Annotated in this window: 25 protein-coding genes and 1 other RNA gene; 22 read left to right on the forward strand and 4 right to left on the reverse strand. The window is 68.5% G+C overall.

The features are described from left to right. Positions 1-93: 93 nt before the first annotated feature. Positions 94-1317: a radical SAM family heme chaperone HemW gene (gene hemW / locus FVQ89_RS09880; protein ID WP_147901790.1), complete on the forward strand. Its 1224-nt coding sequence runs from the start codon at positions 94-96 to the stop codon at positions 1315-1317. 9 nt (positions 1318-1326) lie between these two features. Here hemW and FVQ89_RS09885 read toward each other — a convergent pair whose 3' ends face one another. Together FVQ89_RS09885 and FVQ89_RS09890 are read right to left on the reverse strand one after the other, a co-directional pair. Further along, the gene (locus FVQ89_RS09885) at positions 1327-1704 is read right to left on the reverse strand and encodes a DUF4870 domain-containing protein (protein WP_147901791.1); all 378 of its coding nucleotides are present in this window, start codon (positions 1702-1704) and stop codon (positions 1327-1329) included. Positions 1705-1759: 55 nt separating this feature from the next. Further along, positions 1760-2152 (reverse strand): DUF4870 domain-containing protein, encoded by a 393-nt coding sequence (locus FVQ89_RS09890; RefSeq protein WP_147901792.1) that lies wholly within the window; start codon positions 2150-2152, stop codon positions 1760-1762. Positions 2153-2343: 191 nt separating this feature from the next. On the opposite strand from FVQ89_RS09890, the gene hrcA reads away from it, so the two are divergent. From hrcA to FVQ89_RS09965, 15 genes are all read left to right on the forward strand, one after another. Then, on the forward strand, positions 2344-3375 hold the full coding sequence (hrcA, locus tag FVQ89_RS09895) for a heat-inducible transcriptional repressor HrcA (RefSeq protein ID WP_147901793.1): 1032 nt from the start codon (positions 2344-2346) through the stop codon (positions 3373-3375). Positions 3376-3382: 7 nt separating this feature from the next. Continuing rightward, complete coding sequence (gene dnaJ, locus FVQ89_RS09900) at positions 3383-4486, forward strand: molecular chaperone DnaJ (RefSeq protein WP_147901794.1); 1104 nt, start codon at positions 3383-3385, stop codon at positions 4484-4486. A gap of 4 nt (positions 4487-4490) precedes the next feature. Further along, positions 4491-5216, forward strand: coding sequence for a 16S rRNA (uracil(1498)-N(3))-methyltransferase (locus tag FVQ89_RS09905; RefSeq protein ID WP_147901795.1), 726 nt, complete (start codon positions 4491-4493; stop codon positions 5214-5216). Then, positions 5210-5923 (forward strand): aminoglycoside 3'-phosphotransferase, encoded by a 714-nt coding sequence (locus FVQ89_RS09910; protein ID WP_255513545.1) that lies wholly within the window; start codon positions 5210-5212, stop codon positions 5921-5923. Before FVQ89_RS09905 ends, FVQ89_RS09910 begins: the two co-directional genes overlap by 7 nt. Before the next feature lie 67 nt (positions 5924-5990). Further along, the gene (locus FVQ89_RS09915) at positions 5991-6236 is read left to right on the forward strand and encodes a hypothetical protein (RefSeq protein ID WP_147901796.1); all 246 of its coding nucleotides are present in this window, start codon (positions 5991-5993) and stop codon (positions 6234-6236) included. Between the two features lie 55 nt (positions 6237-6291). Further along, complete coding sequence (locus FVQ89_RS09920; protein WP_147901797.1) at positions 6292-6639, forward strand: histidine triad nucleotide-binding protein; 348 nt, start codon at positions 6292-6294, stop codon at positions 6637-6639. A gap of 58 nt (positions 6640-6697) precedes the next feature. Further along, positions 6698-7684, forward strand: a complete 987-nt coding sequence (locus FVQ89_RS09925; RefSeq protein ID WP_147902415.1) for a PhoH family protein — start codon at positions 6698-6700, stop codon at positions 7682-7684. Between the two features lie 2 nt (positions 7685-7686). Next, positions 7687-8151, forward strand: coding sequence for an rRNA maturation RNase YbeY (gene ybeY / locus FVQ89_RS09930; RefSeq protein WP_147901798.1), 465 nt, complete (start codon positions 7687-7689; stop codon positions 8149-8151). Then, positions 8148-9449 (forward strand): hemolysin family protein, encoded by a 1302-nt coding sequence (locus FVQ89_RS09935; RefSeq protein ID WP_147901799.1) that lies wholly within the window; start codon positions 8148-8150, stop codon positions 9447-9449. The genes ybeY and FVQ89_RS09935 overlap by 4 nt, the downstream gene beginning before the upstream one ends. Then, positions 9446-10357, forward strand: coding sequence for a GTPase Era (gene era / locus FVQ89_RS09940; RefSeq protein ID WP_255513546.1), 912 nt, complete (start codon positions 9446-9448; stop codon positions 10355-10357). Before FVQ89_RS09935 ends, era begins: the two co-directional genes overlap by 4 nt. 138 nt (positions 10358-10495) lie before the next feature. Beyond that, positions 10496-11380, forward strand: coding sequence for a hypothetical protein (locus FVQ89_RS09945; protein ID WP_147901800.1), 885 nt, complete (start codon positions 10496-10498; stop codon positions 11378-11380). A gap of 122 nt (positions 11381-11502) precedes the next feature. Continuing rightward, positions 11503-12741, forward strand: coding sequence for a sensor histidine kinase (locus FVQ89_RS09950; protein ID WP_147901801.1), 1239 nt, complete (start codon positions 11503-11505; stop codon positions 12739-12741). Beyond that, positions 12738-13400, forward strand: a complete 663-nt coding sequence (locus FVQ89_RS09955; protein ID WP_147901802.1) for a response regulator transcription factor — start codon at positions 12738-12740, stop codon at positions 13398-13400. Before FVQ89_RS09950 ends, FVQ89_RS09955 begins: the two co-directional genes overlap by 4 nt. Before the next feature lie 77 nt (positions 13401-13477). Continuing rightward, the gene (locus tag FVQ89_RS09960; RefSeq protein ID WP_147901803.1) at positions 13478-14260 is read left to right on the forward strand and encodes an ABC transporter ATP-binding protein; all 783 of its coding nucleotides are present in this window, start codon (positions 13478-13480) and stop codon (positions 14258-14260) included. After that, the gene (locus FVQ89_RS09965; RefSeq protein ID WP_147901804.1) at positions 14260-15669 is read left to right on the forward strand and encodes an ABC transporter permease; all 1410 of its coding nucleotides are present in this window, start codon (positions 14260-14262) and stop codon (positions 15667-15669) included. Before FVQ89_RS09960 ends, FVQ89_RS09965 begins: the two co-directional genes overlap by 1 nt. A gap of 22 nt (positions 15670-15691) precedes the next feature. Here the strand turns inward: FVQ89_RS09965 and FVQ89_RS09970 are convergent, their stop codons facing one another. Beyond that, on the reverse strand, positions 15692-16663 hold the full coding sequence (locus FVQ89_RS09970; RefSeq protein WP_147901805.1) for a septum formation family protein: 972 nt from the start codon (positions 16661-16663) through the stop codon (positions 15692-15694). Between the two features lie 85 nt (positions 16664-16748). Between FVQ89_RS09970 and FVQ89_RS09975 the strand changes: the two genes are divergently transcribed. From FVQ89_RS09975 to smpB, 5 genes are all read left to right on the forward strand, one after another. Further along, positions 16749-17105: a hypothetical protein gene (locus FVQ89_RS09975; protein ID WP_147901806.1), complete on the forward strand. Its 357-nt coding sequence runs from the start codon at positions 16749-16751 to the stop codon at positions 17103-17105. A 61-nt stretch (positions 17106-17166) separates the two neighbouring features. Next, the gene (gene prfB / locus FVQ89_RS09980) at positions 17167-18273 is read left to right on the forward strand and encodes a peptide chain release factor 2 (RefSeq protein WP_147901807.1); all 1107 of its coding nucleotides are present in this window, start codon (positions 17167-17169) and stop codon (positions 18271-18273) included. A gap of 81 nt (positions 18274-18354) precedes the next feature. Continuing rightward, positions 18355-19353, forward strand: coding sequence for a cell division ATP-binding protein FtsE (gene ftsE / locus FVQ89_RS09985; protein ID WP_147901808.1), 999 nt, complete (start codon positions 18355-18357; stop codon positions 19351-19353). Beyond that, positions 19353-20261, forward strand: a complete 909-nt coding sequence (gene ftsX, locus FVQ89_RS09990; RefSeq protein ID WP_147901809.1) for a permease-like cell division protein FtsX — start codon at positions 19353-19355, stop codon at positions 20259-20261. Before ftsE ends, ftsX begins: the two co-directional genes overlap by 1 nt. Before the next feature lie 84 nt (positions 20262-20345). Further along, positions 20346-20822, forward strand: coding sequence for an SsrA-binding protein SmpB (gene smpB / locus FVQ89_RS09995; protein WP_147901810.1), 477 nt, complete (start codon positions 20346-20348; stop codon positions 20820-20822). A gap of 1 nt (position 20823) precedes the next feature. On the opposite strand, the gene FVQ89_RS10000 is transcribed toward smpB, so the two are convergent. Further along, a complete protein-coding gene (locus FVQ89_RS10000; protein WP_255513547.1) occupies positions 20824-21495 on the reverse strand; it encodes an SIMPL domain-containing protein in 672 nt (223 codons plus the stop codon). Positions 21496-21625: 130 nt separating this feature from the next. On the opposite strand from FVQ89_RS10000, the gene ssrA reads away from it, so the two are divergent. After that, positions 21626-21996, forward strand: a transfer-messenger RNA (tmRNA) gene (ssrA, locus tag FVQ89_RS10005). The last annotated feature ends 49 nt before the right edge of the window (positions 21997-22045 follow it).

A 22045-nucleotide genomic window follows, 5' to 3' on the forward strand; every position in this document is an offset into this window, starting at 1 on the left:
TACTCCATCTGCAACAAATGCCGGTTTCGCGTGAATGCTGTTGGGCAGCGGGTATGAACGCGCGCAATGGAGACCGCGGGGGAGAATGGGCGGATGCCGAGCGCACTCCCCATCGCCGATCCCGCGCCCGCGGACGGGGCGCTTCCGGCATCCGCCGCCGAGGGATCCGCCACGCGCGACCTAGGGGTGTACCTGCACGTGCCGTTCTGCCGCGTTCGGTGTGGGTACTGCGACTTCAACACCTACACGGCCTCCGAGATCCGCGGAGTTCGGCAGAGCGACTACGCCGACGAAGCGATCGCCGAGATCGACCTCGCCGCTCGTGTGCTGCGCGACTCCGGTGCCGCTGCGCGCCTTGTCTCCACGGTGTTCGTGGGGGGAGGCACGCCCACGCTGCTGCCCACCTCCGATCTGGCGCGGATGCTCAGCGCGGTCCGCGACACCTGGGGTCTCGCGCCCGGCGCAGAGGTCACGACGGAGGCCAACCCGGACTCGGTGACCGAGGCGGGGCTCGCGGAACTCGCGGAGGCAGGATTCACGCGAGTGAGCTTTGGGATGCAGTCGGCGGTGCCGCACGTGTTGCGGACCCTGGAGCGCACCCACGATCCGGCCCGCATCCCGGATGTCGTGCGGTGGGCCCGGTCGGCTGGGCTCCAGGTCAGTCTCGACCTCATCTACGGCACCCCCGGGGAGAGTCTCGACGACTGGCATCGCTCCCTCGAGCTCGCCCTCGCACAGGAACCCGACCACCTGTCGGCTTATGCCCTGATCGTCGAGCCGGGAACGAAGCTCGCGCGGCAGATCGCTCGTGGTGAGGTCGCCGAGCCCGACGACGAGGTGCAGGCGGATCAATACGAGCTGGCCGACGAGCTGCTCTCCGCCGCGGGGTTCGACTGGTACGAGGTCAGCAACTGGGCGCGGGACGACAGCCGCCGATCGCGCCACAACCTGGCCTACTGGACCGGCCAGGACTGGTGGGGCGTCGGCCCCGGGGCGCACAGCCACGTCGGCGGTGTCCGCTGGTGGAACGTGAAGCACCCGGCCGCGTACGCGGCGAGGCTCGCCGAGGGGGTGTCGCCGGCTGCAGGGCGCGAGACGCTCGACGCCGAGACCCGCCGGGTCGAAGACGTGCTGCTGCGCATCCGGATCATCGACGGTCTTCCGGTTGACGCGCTCGACACGTTCGGTCGTGAGGCGGTCGCGGGGCTCATTGCCGACGGCCTCATCGAGGGCAGGAACGCGATAGCCGGCCGCCTCGTGCTCACACGACGCGGCCGGCTATTGGCGGATGCGGTGGTCAGACGGCTTTTGCCGTGACCATCGATCTCAGCTGACGAATTTGATCGACAGCGGGTAGGTGTAGAACTCGCCCTTGTTGGCGGCGATCGCGGCCATGATGCCGAAGATGATCGCGAGCACCCACGCGGCGAACCACACGACGAAACCGATCACCACGAAGGTCAGGATGAAGCCCACGACGTAGGCGATCAGCAGCGTCAACTGGAAGTTGAGCGCCGTCGCGGTGTGGGCGCGTACGAACGCTCCGCGGTCCTTGAGGACGAGGTAGGCGATCAGCGGGGCGAGCCAGCTGAACAGGATGCCGCCGACGTGGGTCAGCGTGGACCAGAGTCGCTGGTCGGCAGGGCTCATCTCCTGCGCAGCGGGCGACGCGGCGGGCGGAGGCGGCGGAGGTGTGGCAGTCATGGGCCCATTAAAGCAAGTGCGCCGGGTGAGAGCACCCGGCGCACCGCAGATTTTGCTACTTGATCAGGCGGATCGCGAAGGGGTAGCGGTAGCTTCCGCCCGCGTTGACCTTCGTGAACGCGACGATCGAGAAGATGATCCCCACTGCCCAGAGGGCCAGCCAGATGAGCGTCTGGATGATGCCCCACAGGCCGAAGGTCACGATCGACAGGATGAGCCCCAGGATGAAGTTCGCGACCTGAGCGATCACGAGCGTGATCTGGAAGTTGAGGGCCTCCTTGCCCTCGACGTTCGTCTTCGGTCCTCGATCCTTGAAGATGAGCCAGATGATGAGTGCCGGCAGGAAGCTCAGGATGCCGCCGAGGTGGGCGAACGACGCCCACTGCTTGTCTTCGGCCTCGGTCAGCGGAGCGGCCGGCTGGGGGGCGGGCTGCGCGGGATCGGTCATGCGGGAACCTTTCTCTACGTGGCGCTCTCCGGGGGGAGAGCCGGGGTGGAGCACCCACACGGTAGCGTCCGGGGTTCCGTGCGTGCAACGGATATGAGCGACGACCTCGCGGTAGTATTGGCAGTCTCGTACTCGGAGTGCCAGAGCGTGTCCGGGGCCCGATCCGATTCTCGTGCGGAAAGGTGGTGCACATGACGTCCGAGCGCAGCCTCAAGGTTCTTCGCGTGATCGTGCAGGACTACGTCTCCACGAGCGAGCCGGTCGGGTCGAAGTCGATCGTCGAGCGTCACTCCTTCGGCGTCTCGTCGGCCACCATCCGCAATGACATGGCGCAGCTCGAGGAAGACGGCCTCATCGCCGCCCCGCACACCTCCTCGGGTCGCGTCCCGACCGACAAGGGCTACCGCGTCTTCGTCGACCAGCTCACCGAGGTCCGTCCACTGAGCACCGCGCAGCGCAACGCCATCGAGTCGTTCCTCGGCGAGACCGGCGACCTCGACGAGGTGCTCGGCCGTACGGTCCGGCTGCTGTCGCAGCTCACGAGCCAGGTGGCGCTCGCGCAGTACCCCTCGTTCGGCACCGCGCGGATCCGGCACGTCGAGCTCGTCGCGCTCGGCCCCTCCCGGGTGATGGTTGTGCTCATCACCGACACCGGTCGGGTCGATCAGGGAACCGTCGAGAGCACCGCCGGCGGAGACGTGGATCAACTCGGGCGGTTGCGCGAGCGGATCAACGCGGTGCTCGACAGCAAACCGCTTTCCGATGCCGCGGCGCTGCTCGGCACCATCGGTGACGCGCTCGAGCCGGGAGATCGGGACGCCGCGATGCCGATCGTCGCGAGCCTGCTGGCTCAGGTCGCGGCCACGCGACACGACCGGTTGGTCATCTCCGGGGCGGCGAACCTCGCACGCACCGAGCGCGATTTCCGCGGCTCGATCTACCCCGTGCTCGAGGCGATCGAGGAGCAGGTGACGGTGCTTCGCCTGTTCGGGGAGATGGACCTCGACGAGGCGGATGTCGCGGCACGCATCGGCGCCGAGAACGCGGACTACGGGCTCGGCGAGGCGAGCGTCGTCGCGAGCGGATACGCGGCCCCCGGTGGTGCGCTTGCGCGGCTCGGGGTTCTCGGGCCCACACGCATGGACTACTCGACCAACATGGCTGCGGTACGCGCCGTCGCGCGCTACCTCTCGCGCCTGCTGGGCGAAGACGAGATCAGATAGAGGAACGTTGACCGATCATTACGACGTCCTCGGGGTGGAGCGCACCGCGACCCCCGAGGAGATCAAGAAGGCTTACCGGCGACTCGCGCGCGAGCTCCACCCGGACGTGAACCCGAGCGAGGATGCGGCCGAGCGCTTCAAGCTCGTGACGCACGCCTACGACGTGCTGAGCGATCCGGAGCAGCGGGAACGCTATGACCTCGGCGGCTCGAACCCGTTCGGTGGGGCGGGGGGCACCTTCGGCTTCGGCGACATCTTCGACAGCTTCTTCGGAGCGGCGCAGGGAGGTCGCGGTCGCCCGCGGTCCCGCACCGAGCGCGGCCAGGATGCCCTGCTCCGCGTCGAGATCGACCTCGACGAGGTGATCTTCGGCACCAAGCACGAGATCGAGATCGACACCGCGGTGCTCTGCGAGACCTGCCAGGGATCCTGCTGCGCTCCCGGCACGAGCGAGACGACGTGCGACATCTGCCGCGGGACGGGGCAGATCCAGCGCCAGGTGCGCTCTCTGCTCGGCAACGTGGTCACCTCGAGCCCCTGCGGCACCTGCCGCGGCTACGGCACCATCATCCCGAACCCGTGCCCGACGTGCGCCGCACAGGGCCGGGTACGCGCGAAGCGGACGGTCGCGGTCGACGTCCCGGCGGGTGTCGACACGGGCATGCGGCTGCACCTTCCCGGCGAGGGCGAGGCGGGCCCCGCGGGCGGCCCCAATGGCGACCTGTACCTCGAGGTCAAGGTGCGCCACCACGACGTCTTCAGCCGGTCGGGCGACGACCTGCTCGCGACGCTCGAGGTGCAGATGACCGACGCGATTCTCGGGTCGACGGTGACCCTCGACTCGCTCGACGGACCGGTCGAGATCGAGATCAAGCCCGGCGCGCAGTCCGCCGACATCGTCACAGTGAAGGACCGCGGCGTCAGCCGCCTGCGCGGCGGGGGTCGCGGCGATCTGCGTGTCGGCATCCACGTGCAAACGCCCGTGCGCCTGAACTCGGGCGAGCTCGATCTGATCCGCCAGTTCGCTTCCAAGCGACCCGCAGCGAAGCCGCAGTTCTCGAAGTTCCAGCAGGGGCTCTTCGCGAAGCTCCGCGACCGCTTCCTCGGCTGAGCCCGTGGCGAGCCTCTACCTGCATCCGGATCTCGCGGGCGTCGAGGTCGGGGCGGTCATCGAGATCACGGGAGACGAGGCGCGCCATGCGGTCCAGGTTGCCCGCGTACAGGCGGGCGAGCGGCTCGCGTTCGGCGACGGACGGGGCACGATCGCGCGGGGCGTGGTGACGGATGCGTCGCCCGCCGCGCTCGCACTCGCGGTGGAGGAGGTCGTCCGAGAAGCGGCGGCACTTCCCGAGCTGTGGCTCGCGCAGGCGCTCGCGAAGGGCGACCGTGATGAGCTCGCGGTGCAGGCCGCCACCGAGCTCGGCGTCGCGGGCGTGATTCCGTGGGCGGCCGAACGCTCGGTGTCGCGCTGGCAAGGTGCGAAGGTCGCCCGGGGTGAGGAGCGTTGGCGCTCGATCGTGCGCGAGGCGAGCAAGCAGGCGATCCGTGCCCGGGTGCCCCAGGTGTCGGGGTTGGCATCGACGGGTGAGCTCGCGGCACTCGGCGGGCTGCTCGTGGTGCTGGAGCCGAGCGCAGCGACGCCCCTCAGCTCGGTGGAGCTCGGCGACGCGGAGCGCGTCACGCTGATCGTCGGCCCCGAGGGCGGGATCGCGCCCCGTGAGCTTGAACGCTTCGCCGAGGCAGGAGCGGTGCTCGCTCGGCTCGGGTCAGAGGTGCTGCGCACCTCGACCGCGGGGCCCGCGGCGCTCGCGGTGCTGAACGCCCGTCTCGGCCGATGGTGATGCCCCTCGCCTCGGCTCCCCGGGGTCCGGTCGAGATACCGGATGTCGTGCGCGTGCGTGCACCGGACGCGATTGCCGTGTGGCAGAACCAGGCGGGCGGGCTCACCTTCCGCGCCGACGGGCGCTACCTCAAGTGGAATCCGGCGGGCACGGGGGAGTCTCTGGCCGCCGAGCGGGAGCGCCTCGCGTGGATGGCGCCGCTCCACCCGGTGCCCGAGGTGCTGGATTACGTGGCGGCCCAGGACGGCGAGCTGCTCGTCACCCGCGCCCTGCCCGGCGAGGGCGCCGTGCACGAGCGTTGGCTCGCCGAGCCGCGCACCGCAGTACGCGCGATCGGCGAGGGGCTGCGCGCCATGCACGAGGGCCTCCCGGTCTCGACGTGCCCGTACGACTGGGGCGTGGAATCACGGATGCGCGGAAAGGACGTGCCCGACCTCGGCACCACGCCCGAGATCGATCTGCTCGTCGTCTGTCACGGCGATGCCTGCGCACCGAACACGATCATCGGCGCCGATGGGCGCTGGGTCGGTCATGTCGACGTCGCGGCGGTCGGAAGCGCGGACCGCTGGGCCGATCTCGCGGTGGCGAGCGTGAGCCTCGACTGGAACTACGGCCCCGGATGGGAGCCGGAGTTCTTCGCCGCGTACGGGATCGCGCCCGATGCGGATCACATCCGCTTCTACCGGGCCCTGTGGAACGCCACCTGATATGGTCGAGGACCTCATCGGTTCCCGAAGCCTCGCGATGAGAACGACATATCTTCGGAGGGCTTCGATGATCTCCCGCATCTACACCGCGCCGGTGGCGATCTCGGTCGCGCTGTTGAGTCTGGTGATCGCCGTCGTCCTGTCGCCGCTCTGGTTCGTCGTCGTGGCCGCGCTGGCGTGCGTGAACATCGTTCGGAACGGACGGCGCCTGATGGCGGATCCATCGGCACCTCTTGCGACGGTCTCCCTCATCGTGGTGGTCAACCTGGCGCTCATCGCGGTGGTACTCGTCTGGCTCGCCTCTCTCCTGTGACCGCGGCGGCTTCTCGCCCGAGCGGGCGGCGAGCCGGTTTCCGTAGAATGAAGCAATGACGGATGCCCCCACGATCTTCGAGCGGATCATCGCGCGCGAGATCCCCGCGGACATCGTCTTCGAAGACGACCGGGTGATCGCGTTCCGCGACATCGCGCCCAAGGCACCCGTGCACCTGCTGGTCGTGCCCAAGACGGCCGCGTATCCGGATGTCGCGTCGCTCGCCGATGCCGACCCGGCCCTGCTCGCGCACGTCGTCGCCGTCGCGAAGCAGCTCGCGGGCGAGCACGCCGACGGCGACTACCGCCTCGTGTTCAACAGCGGTGTCGGTGCCGGGCAGACGGTATTCCACGTGCACGCGCACGTGCTCGGCGGCGGACTGACGGAAGGCTCCCTTGGCTGAGCTCACCACCGGCTCTCAGGAGTTCGCTCACGCGGAACTCGAGGTCGACGGCGTCGCCATGGTGCGTCTGCTCGGCCCGCAGGACCGCCTCCTCACCACGCTCGAGCACCAGTACCCGCGCGTGCAGGTTCTCGTGCGCGGCAACCAGGTGAACCTCGACGGGCCCGCCGACCAGGTCGAGGCCGCCCGTCGTCTGGTGTCCGAGCTCGTCGAGCTCGTCCGTCAGGGGGTCGACCTCTCGCCCGGCGAGGTCACGACCTCGCGCCGCATCCTCGATAGCGGCGGTGCGCCCACCGAGGTACTCAGCCAGGCGATCCTCACGGCGCGCGGCAAGGCGATCCGCCCCAAGACACTCGGGCAGAAGGCCTACGTCGACGCGATCGACGAGAACACGATCACCTTCGGGATCGGCCCCGCCGGTACTGGAAAGACCTACCTCGCCATGGCGAAGGCCGTGCAGGCGCTTCAGCGCAAAGAGGTCGACCGCATCATCCTCAGCCGCCCTGCGATCGAGGCGGGGGAGCGGCTCGGATTCCTGCCGGGAACCCTCACCGACAAGATCGACCCGTACCTGCGGCCGCTGTACGACGCGCTCAACGAGATGATGGATCCGGAGCTCGTGCCGAAGCTCCTCGCGGCGGGCACCGTCGAGGTCGCGCCGCTCGCCTACATGCGCGGCCGCACGCTCAACAACGCTTTCGTGGTTCTCGATGAGGCGCAGAACACCACGCCCGAGCAGATGAAGATGTTCCTCACCCGGCTCGGATTCGGTACCAAGATGGTCGTGACCGGCGACATCACGCAGATCGACCTGCCCACGGCGGCGTCGGGCCTGCAGCTCGTCACGCGCGTGCTCGACGGCATCGACGACATTCACTTCGCGCGGCTCACGAGCGACGATGTCGTGCGCCACTCGCTCGTCGGGCGGATCGTCGACGCCTACACGAAGTTCGACGCCGAGAAGCAGGCGCGGGCGCACGAGCGCCGCGAGGCCGCCGAATTCGCGAACCGCGCCGAGCGGCGCCGGGGCATGGGGAAGAGATAGCGATGTCGATCGAGATCAACAACGAGTCGGGCATCGCCGTCGACGAAGAGGCGCTCGTGCGGCTGTCCGCCTTCGCCCTCGACTTCCTCCATGTGCACCCGGACGCCGACCTGGCGATCGTGCTTGTCGACGAGGCCGCCATGGAGCAGTTGCACGTGCAGTGGATGGATGAGCCCGGCCCCACCGACGTGCTGAGCTTCCCGATGGACGAGCTGCGCCCCGGAAGCGAAGAGGAGCTCACCCCGGCCGGGTTGCTCGGCGACATCGTGCTGTGCCCGCAGGTCGCGATCGAGCAGGCGAAGACCGCCGGCCACTCGACGCAAGATGAGCTGCAGCTGCTGACCGCGCACGGCATCCTGCACCTGCTCGGATTCGACCACGCCGAGCCCGACGAGGAGAAGGAGATGTTCGGCCTGCAGCGCGACATCCTCGTCGGGTACGCGCACAGCCAGCGCCGCAGCCGATGATCACACTCTTCGTCGCGGTGGCGGCGCTCGCCGTGGCGGTGGGCGGGCTGCTCGCGGCGGTCGATGCGGCCCTCTCGGTACTCTCGCGCACGGACCTCGTCGAGCTCGCCGGGCACAGCCGCGCGAAGCGGTCGCTCGTGGCGATCTCGTCCGATATCGGCGCGCACGTCAACGCGGTGAACTTCGTCCGCGTCATGTCGGAATCGATCGCCGCGGTGCTCGTGACGTTGAGCTTCGTCGAACTCTTCGAGGACTGGTGGTGGGGGCTTCTCGCGAGCTTCTTCGTGGTGACCGGCATCTCGTTCGTGCTCGTCGGCTCCAGCCCCCGCTCCGTGGGGCGCGCGCACGCCAAGGGGATCATTGCGTTCTCGGCGGTGCTGATCCGCGCGGTGCGGGTGATCCTCGGGCCCGTGGCGGACGGCCTCGTGGCTCTCGGCAATCGCGTCACGCCGGGTCGCCCGAAGTCGTCGGCCTCCTTCTCGAGCGAGGAGCAGCTGCTGTCGATGGTCGACGAAGCGGCCGAGCTGGAGGTGCTCGGGGAATCGGACCGCGAGCTGATCCACTCGATCTTCGAGTGGGGCGACACGCTCGTGCGCGAGATCATGATCCCTCGAACCGACATGATCACGATCGAGCAGGACGAGAGCGTGGGCGCCGCTCTCGGGCAGTTCTTCCGCACCGGCGTCTCGCGGATCCCGGTGGTCGGCAAGGATGCCGACGAGGTCGTCGGGGTGCTCTACCTGCGCGATGTCGCGCGGATCAGTCACGAGCAGCCGCTCGACGTCGCCTCGATCGTCGCTCGGGATCTCGCGCGGCCGGCGACGTTCGTCCCGGAGTCGAAGAAGGCCGACGACACCCTTCGCCTCATGCAGCGCGACCGCGCCCACCTTGTGATGGTCGTCGACGAGTACGGCGGAATCGCGGGTCTCGTCACCCTCGAAGACCTCATCGAGGAGCTCGTGGGCGACATCTCCGACGAATACGACCGCGATGTGCAGGAAGTGCAGGCGATCGGCGAGGGCGTGTATCGCGTGAGCGCGCGTCTGCCGACCGACGAGCTCGGTGATCTGTTCGGAATCGAGCTGGAAGACGACGACGTCGACTCGGTGGGCGGCCTGCTCACCAAGGCGCTTGGGCGCTTGCCCGGTCCCGGTGCGGTGGTGACGGTGTCGGGGCTCATCCTGACCGCCGAGCGTACCGAGGGGCGCCGCAAGCGACTGTCGACAGTGGTGGTCGAGCGTGACCAAGCGCTCGCCGAAGTCGAGGAGGCGCTCGCGCGCGCGGAGGGGGAGTCATGAGCGAGGAGTCGATGCCGAGTGCAGGGTTCCGCGCGGGTTTCGTGACCTTCGTCGGGCGCCCGAACGTCGGCAAGTCGACGCTCACCAACGCGCTCGTCGGCGAGAAGGTCGCGATCACGTCGTCGAAGCCGCAGACCACGCGCAACGCGATCCGCGGGATCGTGCACACCGAATCCGGTCAGCTCGTGATCGTCGACACCCCGGGGATCCACCGGCCGCGCACGCTTCTCGGCGAGCGTCTCAACGCGGTGGTCACGTCGATCCTGGGCGATGTGGACGTCATCGGATTCTGCGTGCCCGCCGATGAGAAGATCGGCCCCGGCGACCGCTTCATCGACGAGCAGCTGGAACGCTTCCCTCGCGCGAAGAAGGTCGCGATCGTCACGAAGATCGACGCGGTGCCGCGCCCGCGGGTTGCGGAACAGCTGCTCGAGGTGAGCCGCCTGCGCGAATGGGAGGCGATCATCCCCGTCTCGGCGCAGAGCCGCATCCAACTCGACACCTTGATGCGTGAGCTGATCGGTCTGCTACCGGAGTCTCCGCCGCTGTATCCGGAGGACGCGCGCACCGACGAGTCGCTCGAGCACCGGATCGCGGAGCTCATTCGCGAGGCGGCGCTCGAGGGCGTGTCGGATGAGCTTCCGCATTCGCTCGCGGTGACGATCGACGACATCGTGGAACGCGACGACCAGGAGCTCGTGGAGGTCTACGCGAACGTCTGGGTGGAGCGCGACAGTCAGAAGGGCATCATCATCGGCAAGGGCGGCGCACGCCTGCAGGAGGTGGGAACGCGCGCCAGAGCCGGCATCGAACCTCTCGTGGGATCGCGCGTCTACCTCTCGCTGCGCGTGAAGGTCGCGCCCAACTGGCAGCGCGACCCCAAGCACCTGACCCGCCTGGGCTTCTGACCCCGCCCCCATCCCGCGAGATGTCCATATCTGCACATCTCGCGTGTCGAATCCTGCACTTCTCGACATCTCGCGGGATGTGCACGGGGGGAGGGATGCGGAGGCGGTTGCGGAGAGGCGCGCGGGCAGGGTGGGCGGATGCACGACATCCCTCACGATCTCGCCCGCCGTCCCTTCAGCGTTCAGGAGGCTCTCGCCCGCGGAATGACGCCGGGTCAACTCCGACGGATGCGGTGGGCGCGGCCGTACCCCGGCGTCCGGTCATCGCAAGCACCGCCAGAGGACGACATCGACGAGCGCTGCAGGCACTACCTTCCGAGGCTCGGGGCGGATGAGTACTTCAGCCACCTGACCGCCGCGCGCCTCTGGGATCTGTGGCTCCCGACGCGCGTTCAGCCCGCCGAGCCGTTGCACGTGACCGTGACCGGCTCGGCGCGCGCACCCCGCATCCAGGGTGTCATCGGACATCACATCGAGCCGGATGCCGCTCACGCCACCTTCGTCCGCGGTCTGCCGGTATCGACGCCGATCGACACCATCCGGATGATCTCTCCGTCGCTCAGCTTGGAGGCGCTCATCGTCGTCCTCGACGGTGTTCGCCGCCGCACCGACCCGCTTGTCGGTGAGCGCAGCCTCCTCCACATGCTTGCCAAGCACCGAGGCAGGCGAGGCATCCGGATGCTGCGTGCGGCATATGAGTTGAGTCGACTCGGGGTCGACTCGCCGCGCGAGACGCGCCTGCGCCGCCGAATGGTGTTGGCCGGATTGCCGGAGCCGGCCGTGAACGCGGTGATCTCGCGGCCGGGCGCGCCCGAGCGCCGGGGAGACCTCGTATTCGCGTCCTGGGGCGTCGTCGTGGAATACGAAGGCGAGCATCATCAGAGCGACCGCGCCACCTATGTGTCCGACATTGCGAGGTTCGAGCAGCTGCGCGATGACTGGACTTTCGTACGCGTCACCGCCGAGCACATGCGAGACATCCCTGCGCTCATCGCTCGCATCCGCCGCGCGAGACGTCGATAACTGCACGATTCGGCCCGCGAGATGTGCATATTTGGACATCTCGCGGGATGGGGGATGGGGCGGGGGAGGGATACATCGGGGGGTGGATGTGGCCGGGGAGGCGGGCGCGTAGCGTGGCGGGTATGTGGAGGCCGATCGCGACGTTCCAGCTCGTCGTCGACATCCTCATCGCCTCCGGCTATTTCGTCTTCTTCGGCCTGCTCGCCTACCGCGGCTATGTCGTCGACCTCATCGTGATCGCTGGGTTCGCGGCCTCCCTCGCCCTCCGGCGGAAGGCGCCGGGCTTCGCTCTCGGCATCGCGTGGTGCGCGGCGATCCTTCAGATGGTGCTCCGCATCGATCCCGGCCCGCTCGATGTCGCCGTGTTCCCGATCGTCTACACGGCGGCCGCCTACGGCACGTCGCTCGTCCGCTGGCTCGCGCTCGCCTCGTCGATCGTCGCCCCCGCCACGATCACCGGGTACATCATCATCACCCAGGGCTGGGACTCGCTCAGCATGTGCCTGCAGTTCCAGTACAGCTCTTGCGCCAGCTACGTCCCCGGCCTCGCCGGACGTGCCGTCGGCTGGTTCGTCGCCTTCACGTTCGCATTCCTCCTGGCCTGGACGATCGGGCAGCTCGTGCGCACACGCGTGCGCGCCCGGGCGAGCCGCGCCGCCGCGCTCGCCGCCGAGACGGAGATCGTGGCCGAGCAGGAGCGCACCCGCATCGCCCGCGACATGCATGATGTGGTCGCGCACTCCCTCGCGGTCGTGGTGGCCCAGGCGGATGGCGCGCGCTACGCAGCCGCGTCCGATCCCGAGACCGCCAACGAGGCGCTCCGGACGATCGCCGCCACGGCCCGCGAGGCGCTCGCCGACGTTCGGGTGCTGCTCGCACAACTGCGCTACCAGCAGGACGACGGCCCGCAGCCTACTCTCGGCGATCTCGACCGCCTCCTCGATCAGCTGCGCTCGTCCGGACTCCGGATCGTGCGCGAGGACTCCGGTGCGCCGCTGCCTCTCGGCGCGACGATGCAGCTGGCCGTGTATCGCATCGTTCAGGAGTCGCTCACCAACGTTCTCCGTCACGCGGACGCGTCGCGCGACGTGGGCCTGCGTTTCGCCTGGAGCTCGCACGGTCTCGAGCTGCAGGTCTCGAGCGCGTTGCGCGATGCGCGACCTCGAACGGGACTCATCCAGGTTCCCGGCAGCGCGGGTCACGGCATCGCAGGCATGACCGAGCGCGCCGCGCTCTCCGGGGGATGGCTGCGCGCGGCCCCGCAGGGCGATCGCTTCATCGTCACCGCGTGGCTTCCCTACGCGCCGACGGCCTCCCATCCGCCCATCACGGTTCCCGTCGCCCCGAAGGACCCCGCATGACGATTCGCGTCGCACTCGTCGACGACCAGGCCCTCTTCCGAACCGGCATCCGGATGCTCGTGAGCTCCCAGCCGGACCTCGAATTCGTGGGGGAGGCGGGCGACGGCGCCGAAGGGGTCGCCCTCGTGGAGAGCTCGCAGCCGGATGTCGTGCTCATGGACATCCGGATGCCCGTGATGGACGGCATCGAGGCCACCGAGCGGATCCTCCGCACCGCCGATGCGGGCGGCCGCTCGACTCCGCGGGTGATCGTGCTCACGACCTTCGACCTCGACGAGGCGGCGACTCGCGCGATCCGCGCGGGGGCGAGCGGTTTCCTGCTCAAGGACTCCGACCCCGAGTTCCTCCTCGCGGCGATCCGCACGGTGCACGCCGGCACGGCGGTGCTCGCGCCCTCGGCGACCCGGGAACTGTTCGAGCACTTCGACTCCCGGGGAGCGACAGGCATCGAGCCGGAGGAGTTCCAGGCGCTCACCGCGCGCGAGCGTGACATCTTCCTGCTCGCCGGTCGGGGTCTCTCGAACTCCGAGATCGCACGCAGTGAGTACGTCAGCGAGGCCACCGTGAAGACGCACATCTCCCGGATCCTCGCCAAGCTGGGCCTGCGCGACAGGGTGCAGCTCGTCGTCTACGCGTTCGAGCACCGGCTGGTCGACTGAGCGTCATCCTCAGGGTGGATGCGGATGCCCCGCCCGCCCGATGCGGGCTCCTCGACCCGATCCCTAGCGTCGTGAGCATGGACCTCACCACCAGCATCCCGACCTCCGGTGCTCCCGCTCCGAGCCTCGTCGCCCGTGTCGAGGCGCTCACCAAGAGCTACGGCGCACACGGCGCGCGGGTCGACGCCCTGCGGGAGGTGACCCTCGGCATCCGGCGGGGCGAGTTCACCGCAGTCATGGGGCCGTCGGGCTCCGGCAAATCGACACTCATGCACATCATGGCCGGGCTCGACTCGCCCACCTCCGGCCGGGTCTGGTTGGGCGACACCGAGATCAGCGGGCTCGACGACGAGAAGCTCACGCTGCTGCGTCGTCGCCGCGTCGGCTTCGTGTTCCAGTCGTTCAACCTCGTGCCCACACTCGACATCGAGGGCAACCTTCTGTTGCCCTTCGAGCTCGACGGGCGTTCCCCGAGCGCGCGCGAGCTCGAGTGGATCGACGAGCTCGAGTCGACGCTCGGCCTCGATCAGCGTCTTACTCATCGGCCCCACGAGCTCTCTGGAGGCCAGCAGCAGCGCGTCGCGATCGCGCGGGCGCTCGTGACTCGCCCCGAGCTGGTGTTCGCCGACGAGCCGACCGGCAACCTCGACTCCCGCTCGGGTCGCGAGGTGCTGCGAGTGTTGCAGGCGGCGACCCGCGACTACGGCCAGTCGATCGCGATGGTGACGCACGATCCGGTCGCGGCGAGCCACGCGGACCGTGTGCTCTTCCTCGCGGACGGTCGTCTCGTCGACGATCGGGCGCGTATGGATGCCGCCGAGATCGCCCAGTACATGCTCGCGATGGAGGGGGTCGCCTGATGGCCGTCTCGACCTCGACGGGCCTGCGCGAGCACGCCTCGTCGATTCTCGTCGCGGGGCTCTCGTCGGCTTTCGGTGTGAGCCTGCTGCAGGTCACCAACGTGTTGGCGGATGCTCTCCGCAACGATCCGCTCGCGTCCTCGAGCGACACGGTGCTCTTCGTGTTGCAGATCATCGCCCTCGTCTTCATCGTGATCGCGGTCTACGTCGGCTCGATCGTCACGGCGAACACGTTCGCGACGATCGTCTCCGGGCGGTCGCGACTCATCGCGCTCCTGCGTCTCATCGGGTCGAGCGCCCGCGCTCAGCGTCGCGCGGTCGCCCGCGAAGGGCTCGTCGTGGGCCTCATCGGCTCGGCGGCCGGGGCGATCGTCGGGACGGCACTCGCCCTCGGGCTCGAACGGATCGCGGTCGCGATCGGGTGGCTGCCGGACATCCCGCACGCCTGGTTCGCTCCGATCCTGCTCGCTCCGATCCTCGGCATCGTCCTGACGACGTGGCTGGCCTCCTGGGTGGGGTCGCGCCGCGTGCTGACCGTCACGCCCCTCGAAGCCATCGGCGGATCGCAGCCGTCGTCGACCGAGGAACTGCGCGCGCGTCCCGCCCGCACCGCGATGGCGATCGTCCTCTCCGTCGGCGGTCTGGGGCTGCTGGTGCTCGCCGTGTTCGTGGGTCTCGTGAGCCCGATCGCGGTGCTCATCGGGGTGGCCGGCGGGGTCGTCTCGTTCACGGGCGTGATCCTCGGTGCGCACCTCTTCATGCCCGCTGCACTGCGGCTCGTCGGGAGGGCGCTCGGACGCACCCCCACGGCGCGCCTGGCGGCGGCGAACGCCGTTCGGTACCCCGAGCGCGCGACGCGGACCACGATCGGGGTCGTGATCGGGGTGACCCTCATCACGATGTTCGGTGTCGCCGTCGCGAGCTTCCGCCAGATCATCGCGGAGGCTCAACGCGGGCAGCCCGAGGTCTCCCAGGCCGCCGACCAGATACTCGACGCGGTCACGGCGGTGTTCTCCACGCTCATCGGAGTGAGTGCGGTGATCGCCGCGGTGGGCCTCGTCAACTCGCTCTCTTTGAACGTGCTGCAGCGCACCCGCGAGCTCGGGTTGCTTCGTGCGCTGGGGTTCTCGCGGGCGCAGCTGAGGCGCATGATCCTCGCCGAGGCGACGCAGTTGACGGTCACATCAGTCGTCGTCGGACTCGTGCTCGGCTCGTTCTACGGCTGGGTCGGCGCGCAGTCGTTGCTCGGATCGGCGAACGGGGTGCCGGGGATCGTGCTTCCGGGCATTCCATGGGCGCTGCTCGGAGCGATCCTCGTGGCGGCCGCCGCGCTCACCTTGATCGCCACGGTCGCACCCTCGCGCCGGGCGACGCGAGTGACCCCGGTCACGGCGCTCGCCGTCGACTAGGCGCTGCGGGCGGCGGCGCGAGTCAGGACATCGACATGAGGTCCGACCGCGCCGTCGTGCCGTCCCAGGTGGAGAGGAAGCAGCCGAAGGGATACAGGCCTTCGTCCACCGCTCCGCTCTCTGCGGTGTCCCAGTCGCCTCCCACGAACCAGCCGGACCACGCGTAGTACAGATCCTCGTTCCAATCTCCGTACACCGTTCGGATCATCGCATCGCACAGGGAGTCGGATCCGGAAAGGGTCTCGGCATCGTACGTGTCCGGATCCCGAATGAAGTCCTCGCCGAGGGCGAGCGCCGAGAACATCAACATGCTCTGATCCGTGTGCGGCTGGCTGCACTCCACGGCGAAGAGGTTGTAGTCGTCGTCGACCTGGTAGCAGTCGCGGGCACGGTTGGGGAATGCGGGGTCGAGCAGGTCGGAGAGCTGCTGGCCCGAGGTGTAGGCGATCGGGTCGTACCAGCGGACCAGGCACCGGATGCGGTGGTCGCCAACCACGAACGCCTCGCGCGGAGCGAGGGCGGCCCGGAGCTCGTAGGCGCCGCCGGGCAGAAGATCGAGTTCTTCTGCGCTCTTCCCTCCCGCCTCGATGTCGGTCCAGCCGATCACTTCGCGGAACGACTGACCGCACGCACGCTCGCCCCAGTGGTCGAAGTCCAGAACCTCGGTGTAGGTCACGCGGGCGTTCGAGAGCTTCTTCCATGCGCCCTCCTCGTCGGACTCCGCGATCAGGGCATCCATATTCGACCACTCGACGAGGCCGACCAGGTCGGCGTGGTGGCGCGTGGCGCAGGTCACGAGCTGGGAGGAGTCGGCGACCGCACCCATCACGTCGTCCAGGCAGTCACCGACCTTCAGCTCGCCCTCCGGATCGACGGTTTCGATGGGCGGCGGATTGAGCAGATCGCCGGGGGACGGCAGCACGCCGCATGCCGACAACAGTGACATAGTCGTGAGGGCGAGCATCGCCCCCGCGACCCGTATGGTGGTGCGCATTCTTCGGGTCCTCTCTGCGCCGGGTCGCCACAGGTTACTCCATGAGTTGTCGTCATGATCGACTTCAGCCGCCTAGGGTGGCCCAATGGATCGCAGCACGTGGATCGAGCATCGCCGTGGCGACGGCGAACTCGTCGGGTGGTTCCGGCCGAGCGGCGATGGATACGTCGTGGTCGACCTCCTCGGGCGCGACGTGAGCGGTGAGCTGAGTTGGCTCGAGGCCGAAGAGACGCTCGATGCCCTCGGGATCGGCTACCTCGCGGACCCGTACCTGCTCGACCGCGAAGGCGAGGAGCCTCTCCGGGTGCGGATCGTGGAGGTCTCGACGCAGCGCATCGTGCTCAAGCTCGACGATTTCGGCGCGATCGGCGGTCCGCGGTACAGCTACGAGCTGCCCTGGCCGATGCCTTCTGAGTTGCGCCCTCTGGTCCGCGGAACGTAGAGCAGCAGATCCGCGACGGGCGCCACGCTATCGACCGTCCGATCGTTAGGCTGTACAGGCCATGCTCGATGAACTCCCCGCCCAGGTTGCGGCCCTCCGCAGCACCTTCTCCGACATCCGCGCCGTCGTGGGGGTGGAGCGGCTCCAGGACGAGATCGCCGATCTCTCCGAGAAGGCGGGCGCTCCCGATCTGTGGGACGACCCCGAGTCGGCCCAGAAGGTCACCAGCACTCTCAGCCACCGGCAGTCCGAGCTCGCTCGCATCACGGCGCTCGAGCGTCGCATCGACGACCTCGAGGTGCTGATCGACCTGGCCCGCGAAGCCGATGACGCGGATGCCGCGGCGGAGGCCGAGCAGGAGTTCGGCTCGCTGCAATCGGCGGTCGGCGACCTCGAGGTGCAGACCCTCCTCGATGGCGAGTACGACTCCCGCGCCGCCGTGGTCACGATCCGTTCCGGTGCGGGCGGTGACGACGCCACCGACTTCGCCGAGATGCTGCTGCGCATGTACTTGCGCTGGGCGGAACGGCACGGCTACCCGGTCAAGGTGATGGACACCTCGTACGCGGAGGGCGCCGGCATCAAGTCGGCCACCTTCGAGGTCGATGCACCGTACGCCTACGGCACGCTCTCGGTCGAAGCCGGCACCCACCGCCTCGCGCGGATCAGCCCGTTCGGTTCGGCCGACAAGCGGCAGACCTCGTTCGCGGCGGTCGAAGTGATCCCGCTCATGGAGGAGGCGACCGAGGTCGACATCCCCGAGGGCGACATCCGGGTCGACGTCTTCCGCTCGTCGGGTCCCGGTGGGCAGTCCGTCAACACGACCGACTCGGCCGTGCGGATCACGCACCTCCCCACCGGCATCGTCGTGTCGATGCAGAACGAGAAGAGCCAGATCCAGAACCGTGCCGCGGCGCTGCGGGTGCTTCAGACGCGTCTGCTGCTGCTCAAGCGCGAGGAGGAGGCGGCGAAGAAGAAGGAGCTGGCAGGCGTCATCACGGCGAGCTGGGGCGACCAGATCCGCTCCTACTTCCTCTACGGTCAGCAGCTTGTGAAGGACCTCCGGACGGGCTACGAGATGTCGCAGCCGGATGCAGTGTTCGACGGCGACCTCGACGGCCTGATCGCCGCGGGCATCCGCTGGCGCAAGTCTTCTCCCGTCGACTGAACCGCGCCTCCTCCGACGGGTGTCAACCGGGGGAGTGTCGTAACCGGGCTCTCGTCGCGGGGTGCTTAGGCTCGAATGGCCATGATCCGATTCGACCAGGTCACCAAGACCTATTCCGGCACGACGCGCCCCGCCCTCGACGGCGTGAGCCTCGAGGTACTGAAGGGCGAGTTCGTCTTCCTCGTCGGAGCCTCGGGCTCAGGCAAGTCGAGCTTCCTGCGGCTGATCCTCAAGGAGGAGCGCCCCTCGAAGGGACGCATCCATGTGCTCGGGCACGACCTCACCACCTTGGCCAACCGCAAGGTGCCGTACTTCCGGCGCAGCCTCGGCGTGGTGTTCCAGGACTTCCGACTGCTTCCCGGCAAGAACGTCTTCGACAACGTCGCCTTCACCCTGCAGGTGATCGGAAAGTCGAAGGGGTTCATCCAGGAGGCGGTGCCCGACGTCCTGAAGATGGTGGGTCTCGCAGGCAAGGCGCAGCGCCTGCCGCACGAGCTCTCCGGCGGTGAGCAGCAGCGCGTGGCGATCGCCCGTGCGATCGTCAACAAGCCGGCCATCCTTCTCGCCGACGAGCCGACCGGAAACCTCGACCCCGCGACGAGCGCCGGGATCATGACCCTGCTCTCCACGATCAACGCCAACGGCACGACCGTGCTCATGGCGACCCACGACTCGGGCATCGTCGACACGATGAAGCGGCGCGTCATCGAGCTCGTCTCGGGCCAGATCGTGCGCGACGAGCGCGCCGGCGGATACCAGACCCAGGCGCTTCCCATTCAGGACATGTCGGCGGCGATGGAGCGGGAGCAGCTCGCGTTCTCCGGTCCGCCCGCTCCGGACTCCTTGCGCACGCAGGTGCCGCCGCCCGGTTCGAGGTTCGCGCCCCAGCCTTCGGCGGCTCCCGCTCCTTCGCAGGCCTCGCCCGCGCCGCAGCCTGCAGCCGCGCCCGAACGGCGGCAGAGCTCCGCGCCCGCGACGCCCGTGAGCCCCATGTCCCCGCCGTCCCCTGCGTCCGTGCCCCCGACGACCTCGTCGTCTCCGTCGGCGCCTCCGCCGCTCGTCGAACCCGGGAGCCGATGATGCGCCTCGGACTCATCCTGTCGGAGGTCGGTCAGGGCTTCCGCCGCAATCTCTCGATGGTCGTCTCCGTCATCCTCGTGACGTTCATCTCGCTCACGTTCTTCGGTGCCGCGGTGCTGCTCCAGCTGCAGATCGGCCAGATGAAGGGCTACTGGTACGACCGGGCCGAGGTCACGGTCTACATGTGCTCGGCGATCGTGCCCACCTGCGACGGCGCGGATGCCACCGAGGAGCAGATCGACGCCGTGAAGGCGCAGCTCGAGGGTGACACCCTCGCCGACTTCGTCGACGCGGTCAACTACGAGACCGCGGAGGACGCCTTCGCGCGGTTCCAAGAGGAGTTCGAGGGCACCACAGTGGCCGAGCTCGCCACGATCGACTCGTTCGGCCCCGACTTCCAGGTGAGGCTCGTGAACCCCGAGGAGTCGGGCGTCATCATCGACAGCGTGAGCGGGATGCCCGGCGTCGACGAAGTGCGCGACCAGCGGGCGTTGCTCCAGCCGATCTTCGATGTCATGAATGCCGCGAGCTACACGGCGGTCGGCATCGCTGCGCTCATGCTCGTGGCGGCTGTGCTGCTCATCTCGACCACCATCCGCCTTTCGGCGTTCTCGCGCCGACGGGAGCTCGCCATCATGCGTCTGGTCGGTGCGTCGAACCGCTTCATCGAGACGCCGTTCATCCTCGAGGGGATCGTCGCCTCGTTCATCGGGTCGCTTCTGGCGTCCGGTGCCGTCATCGTGATCGTGCACTTCTTCGTGCAGGGATATCTGACTGAGATGTTCACGACGTATTCGTTCATCGGATTGCAGGATGCGCTTCTCGTGGCTCCGATTCTGATCGGGGTGGGTGCGCTTCTCGCAGCGTTGTCGGCGAGTGTCGCGATCCGGCGATACCTCAAGGCGTAACGCCCTGCACCGCGTTCGTCGCATAGACTGAACGGCTGCCCGTGATCCGCGGGCCGTTTCATCGAGCGTGCAGGGAGGTGCGCCATGCCCCGCGAGAAGGGCGAGAAGGTCGTCGCGACGAACCGCAAGGCGCGCCACGACTACACGATCGAGGACACCTACGAGGCCGGCATCGTGCTGTCGGGCACCGAGGTGAAGTCGCTGCGGCAGGGGCGGGCGTCGCTCGTCGACGGCTACGCCTTCATCGATGGCGGCGAGATGTGGCTCGACGCGGTGCACATCCCGGAGTACACCGAGGGCACGTGGACCAATCACGCTCCTCGACGCAAGCGGAAGCTGCTGCTGCACAAGGCGCAGATCATCAAGATCAGCCACCGCACGAAGGACGGCGGGTACACGCTCGTGCCGCTGTCGATCTACTTCAAGGACGGCAAGGCGAAGGTCGAGCTCGCGGTCGCGAAGGGCAAGCGCGACTACGACAAGCGTCAGGCGCTGCGTGAACGTCAGGACAAGCGCGAGGCCGAGCGCGCGATGTCCACTCGCCGCCACCTGGGGGAGTAGCTCAGCTCGCCTCGAAGCGGGCGTCGACGCTGACGGAGACCTCGATGTCCTCCGGTGTGAAGTCGAGGACGCGGTCGCCGCCGCCGCTGCCCGTGCTGGCCGCGGCGCGCATCGTCGCCGGCGAGGTGGTGTCCGCGGTGCTCCGCACGCCCAGCATGCCGGGGTCGGAGATCGCGACCGCCCGTACGTCGCTCGCGCCGATCGCCTGCGCGAACACACGCGCCTTGTCGGCGGCGCCCTTCACGGCGCGGGAGCGTACCTCGGTGGTGACGGACGTGCGCCGCGCCTGGGTGAGCGCCCACTCGATGCCGCTCACCTGCACGCCCGGGACTGTCGCCGCCTCCGTCAGCCATTCTGCGAGGGCATCGAAATCCTTGAACTTCACCGACACGGCGATGGAGGCATGGTGCACGGGCGCGAGCTGCTTGCCCTCGGTGTTCCACGGGCGTTGCGCCCACACCCGGATGCGATCCGATGACCACCAGGTGACGGGACCGTCCTGCGGGTCGTGGAGCGGTGCGATGGACGACGTGACGGTCTGCACGGCGGCCGTCACCGAGCTCAACACGCTCGATCGCTCCGGCCCGTCGAACCCGACCACGATGCTGACTGTGGCACGCTCGGCGGGGATCCACGCGGTGAAGTGACCCTGGACGGTGATCTCGGTGCTCACCGGCCCCATCCTGCCAGCGCTCGCCGGTCTCGGCTAGGATGGTGGATCACGCCTTCGGGCGCTCTTTGAAACTCCACAGCGCGTGATGACGGCCCACCTCTCACGGATCCGCGGATCCGGAGGTGACCATGGGGATGATCGGTTTCGACATCGCCTGCGAAACTGCGAGAAGCGGGCCGAGGATGCAGGGTTATCTCGTTAACGATCTCTGCAAACCATAGGTGCCAACGTTAAGCGCACCGACCTCGCTCTCGCTGCCTAAGCGGAGTAGATAGGTCCGTCAGTCCGGACTCGTCCCCGATCCGGATCCTGGCGTCATCTAGGGGACTTGCTGCGCGGTTGGGTTCCAGGGCCGCGCGGGACTTTCACTGGGGCTGGGCTCGTCGACCTAGGTGTTCGTGACAAAGGTCGGAGCCGAGCAGAACGAATCCACGGACTGCGCCCGGAGAAGGCGCAGAATCACAGCGATGGACGGGGGTTCAATTCCCCCCATCTCCACCATCGGCCGTCATCACGCGCTGCGGTCAGGCCAACGCGAATCGATCGCGCG

The organism is Homoserinibacter sp. GY 40078 (assembly GCF_008017545.1).
Lineage (GTDB): Bacteria > Actinomycetota > Actinomycetes > Actinomycetales > Microbacteriaceae > Homoserinibacter.

Coding starts and splice junctions, on each gene's coding strand:
- hemW (WP_147901790.1), top strand. CDS start 94: ATGCCGAGCGCACTCCCCATCGCCGATCCCGCGCCCGCGGACGGGGCG.
- FVQ89_RS09885 (WP_147901791.1), bottom strand. CDS start 1,704: ATGACTGCCACACCTCCGCCGCCTCCGCCCGCCGCGTCGCCCGCTGCG.
- FVQ89_RS09890 (WP_147901792.1), bottom strand. CDS start 2,152: ATGACCGATCCCGCGCAGCCCGCCCCCCAGCCGGCCGCTCCGCTGACC.
- hrcA (WP_147901793.1), top strand. CDS start 2,344: ATGACGTCCGAGCGCAGCCTCAAGGTTCTTCGCGTGATCGTGCAGGAC.
- FVQ89_RS09910 (WP_255513545.1), top strand. CDS start 5,210: ATGGTGATGCCCCTCGCCTCGGCTCCCCGGGGTCCGGTCGAGATACCG.
- FVQ89_RS09915 (WP_147901796.1), top strand. CDS start 5,991: ATGATCTCCCGCATCTACACCGCGCCGGTGGCGATCTCGGTCGCGCTG.
- FVQ89_RS09920 (WP_147901797.1), top strand. CDS start 6,292: ATGACGGATGCCCCCACGATCTTCGAGCGGATCATCGCGCGCGAGATC.
- FVQ89_RS09925 (WP_147902415.1), top strand. CDS start 6,698: ATGGTGCGTCTGCTCGGCCCGCAGGACCGCCTCCTCACCACGCTCGAG.
- ybeY (WP_147901798.1), top strand. CDS start 7,687: ATGTCGATCGAGATCAACAACGAGTCGGGCATCGCCGTCGACGAAGAG.
- FVQ89_RS09935 (WP_147901799.1), top strand. CDS start 8,148: ATGATCACACTCTTCGTCGCGGTGGCGGCGCTCGCCGTGGCGGTGGGC.
- era (WP_255513546.1), top strand. CDS start 9,446: ATGAGCGAGGAGTCGATGCCGAGTGCAGGGTTCCGCGCGGGTTTCGTG.
- FVQ89_RS09945 (WP_147901800.1), top strand. CDS start 10,496: ATGCACGACATCCCTCACGATCTCGCCCGCCGTCCCTTCAGCGTTCAG.
- FVQ89_RS09950 (WP_147901801.1), top strand. CDS start 11,503: ATGTGGAGGCCGATCGCGACGTTCCAGCTCGTCGTCGACATCCTCATC.
- FVQ89_RS09955 (WP_147901802.1), top strand. CDS start 12,738: ATGACGATTCGCGTCGCACTCGTCGACGACCAGGCCCTCTTCCGAACC.
- FVQ89_RS09960 (WP_147901803.1), top strand. CDS start 13,478: ATGGACCTCACCACCAGCATCCCGACCTCCGGTGCTCCCGCTCCGAGC.
- FVQ89_RS09965 (WP_147901804.1), top strand. CDS start 14,260: ATGGCCGTCTCGACCTCGACGGGCCTGCGCGAGCACGCCTCGTCGATT.
- FVQ89_RS09970 (WP_147901805.1), bottom strand. CDS start 16,663: ATGCGCACCACCATACGGGTCGCGGGGGCGATGCTCGCCCTCACGACT.
- FVQ89_RS09975 (WP_147901806.1), top strand. CDS start 16,749: ATGGATCGCAGCACGTGGATCGAGCATCGCCGTGGCGACGGCGAACTC.
- prfB (WP_147901807.1), top strand. CDS start 17,167: ATGCTCGATGAACTCCCCGCCCAGGTTGCGGCCCTCCGCAGCACCTTC.
- ftsE (WP_147901808.1), top strand. CDS start 18,355: ATGATCCGATTCGACCAGGTCACCAAGACCTATTCCGGCACGACGCGC.
- ftsX (WP_147901809.1), top strand. CDS start 19,353: ATGCGCCTCGGACTCATCCTGTCGGAGGTCGGTCAGGGCTTCCGCCGC.
- smpB (WP_147901810.1), top strand. CDS start 20,346: ATGCCCCGCGAGAAGGGCGAGAAGGTCGTCGCGACGAACCGCAAGGCG.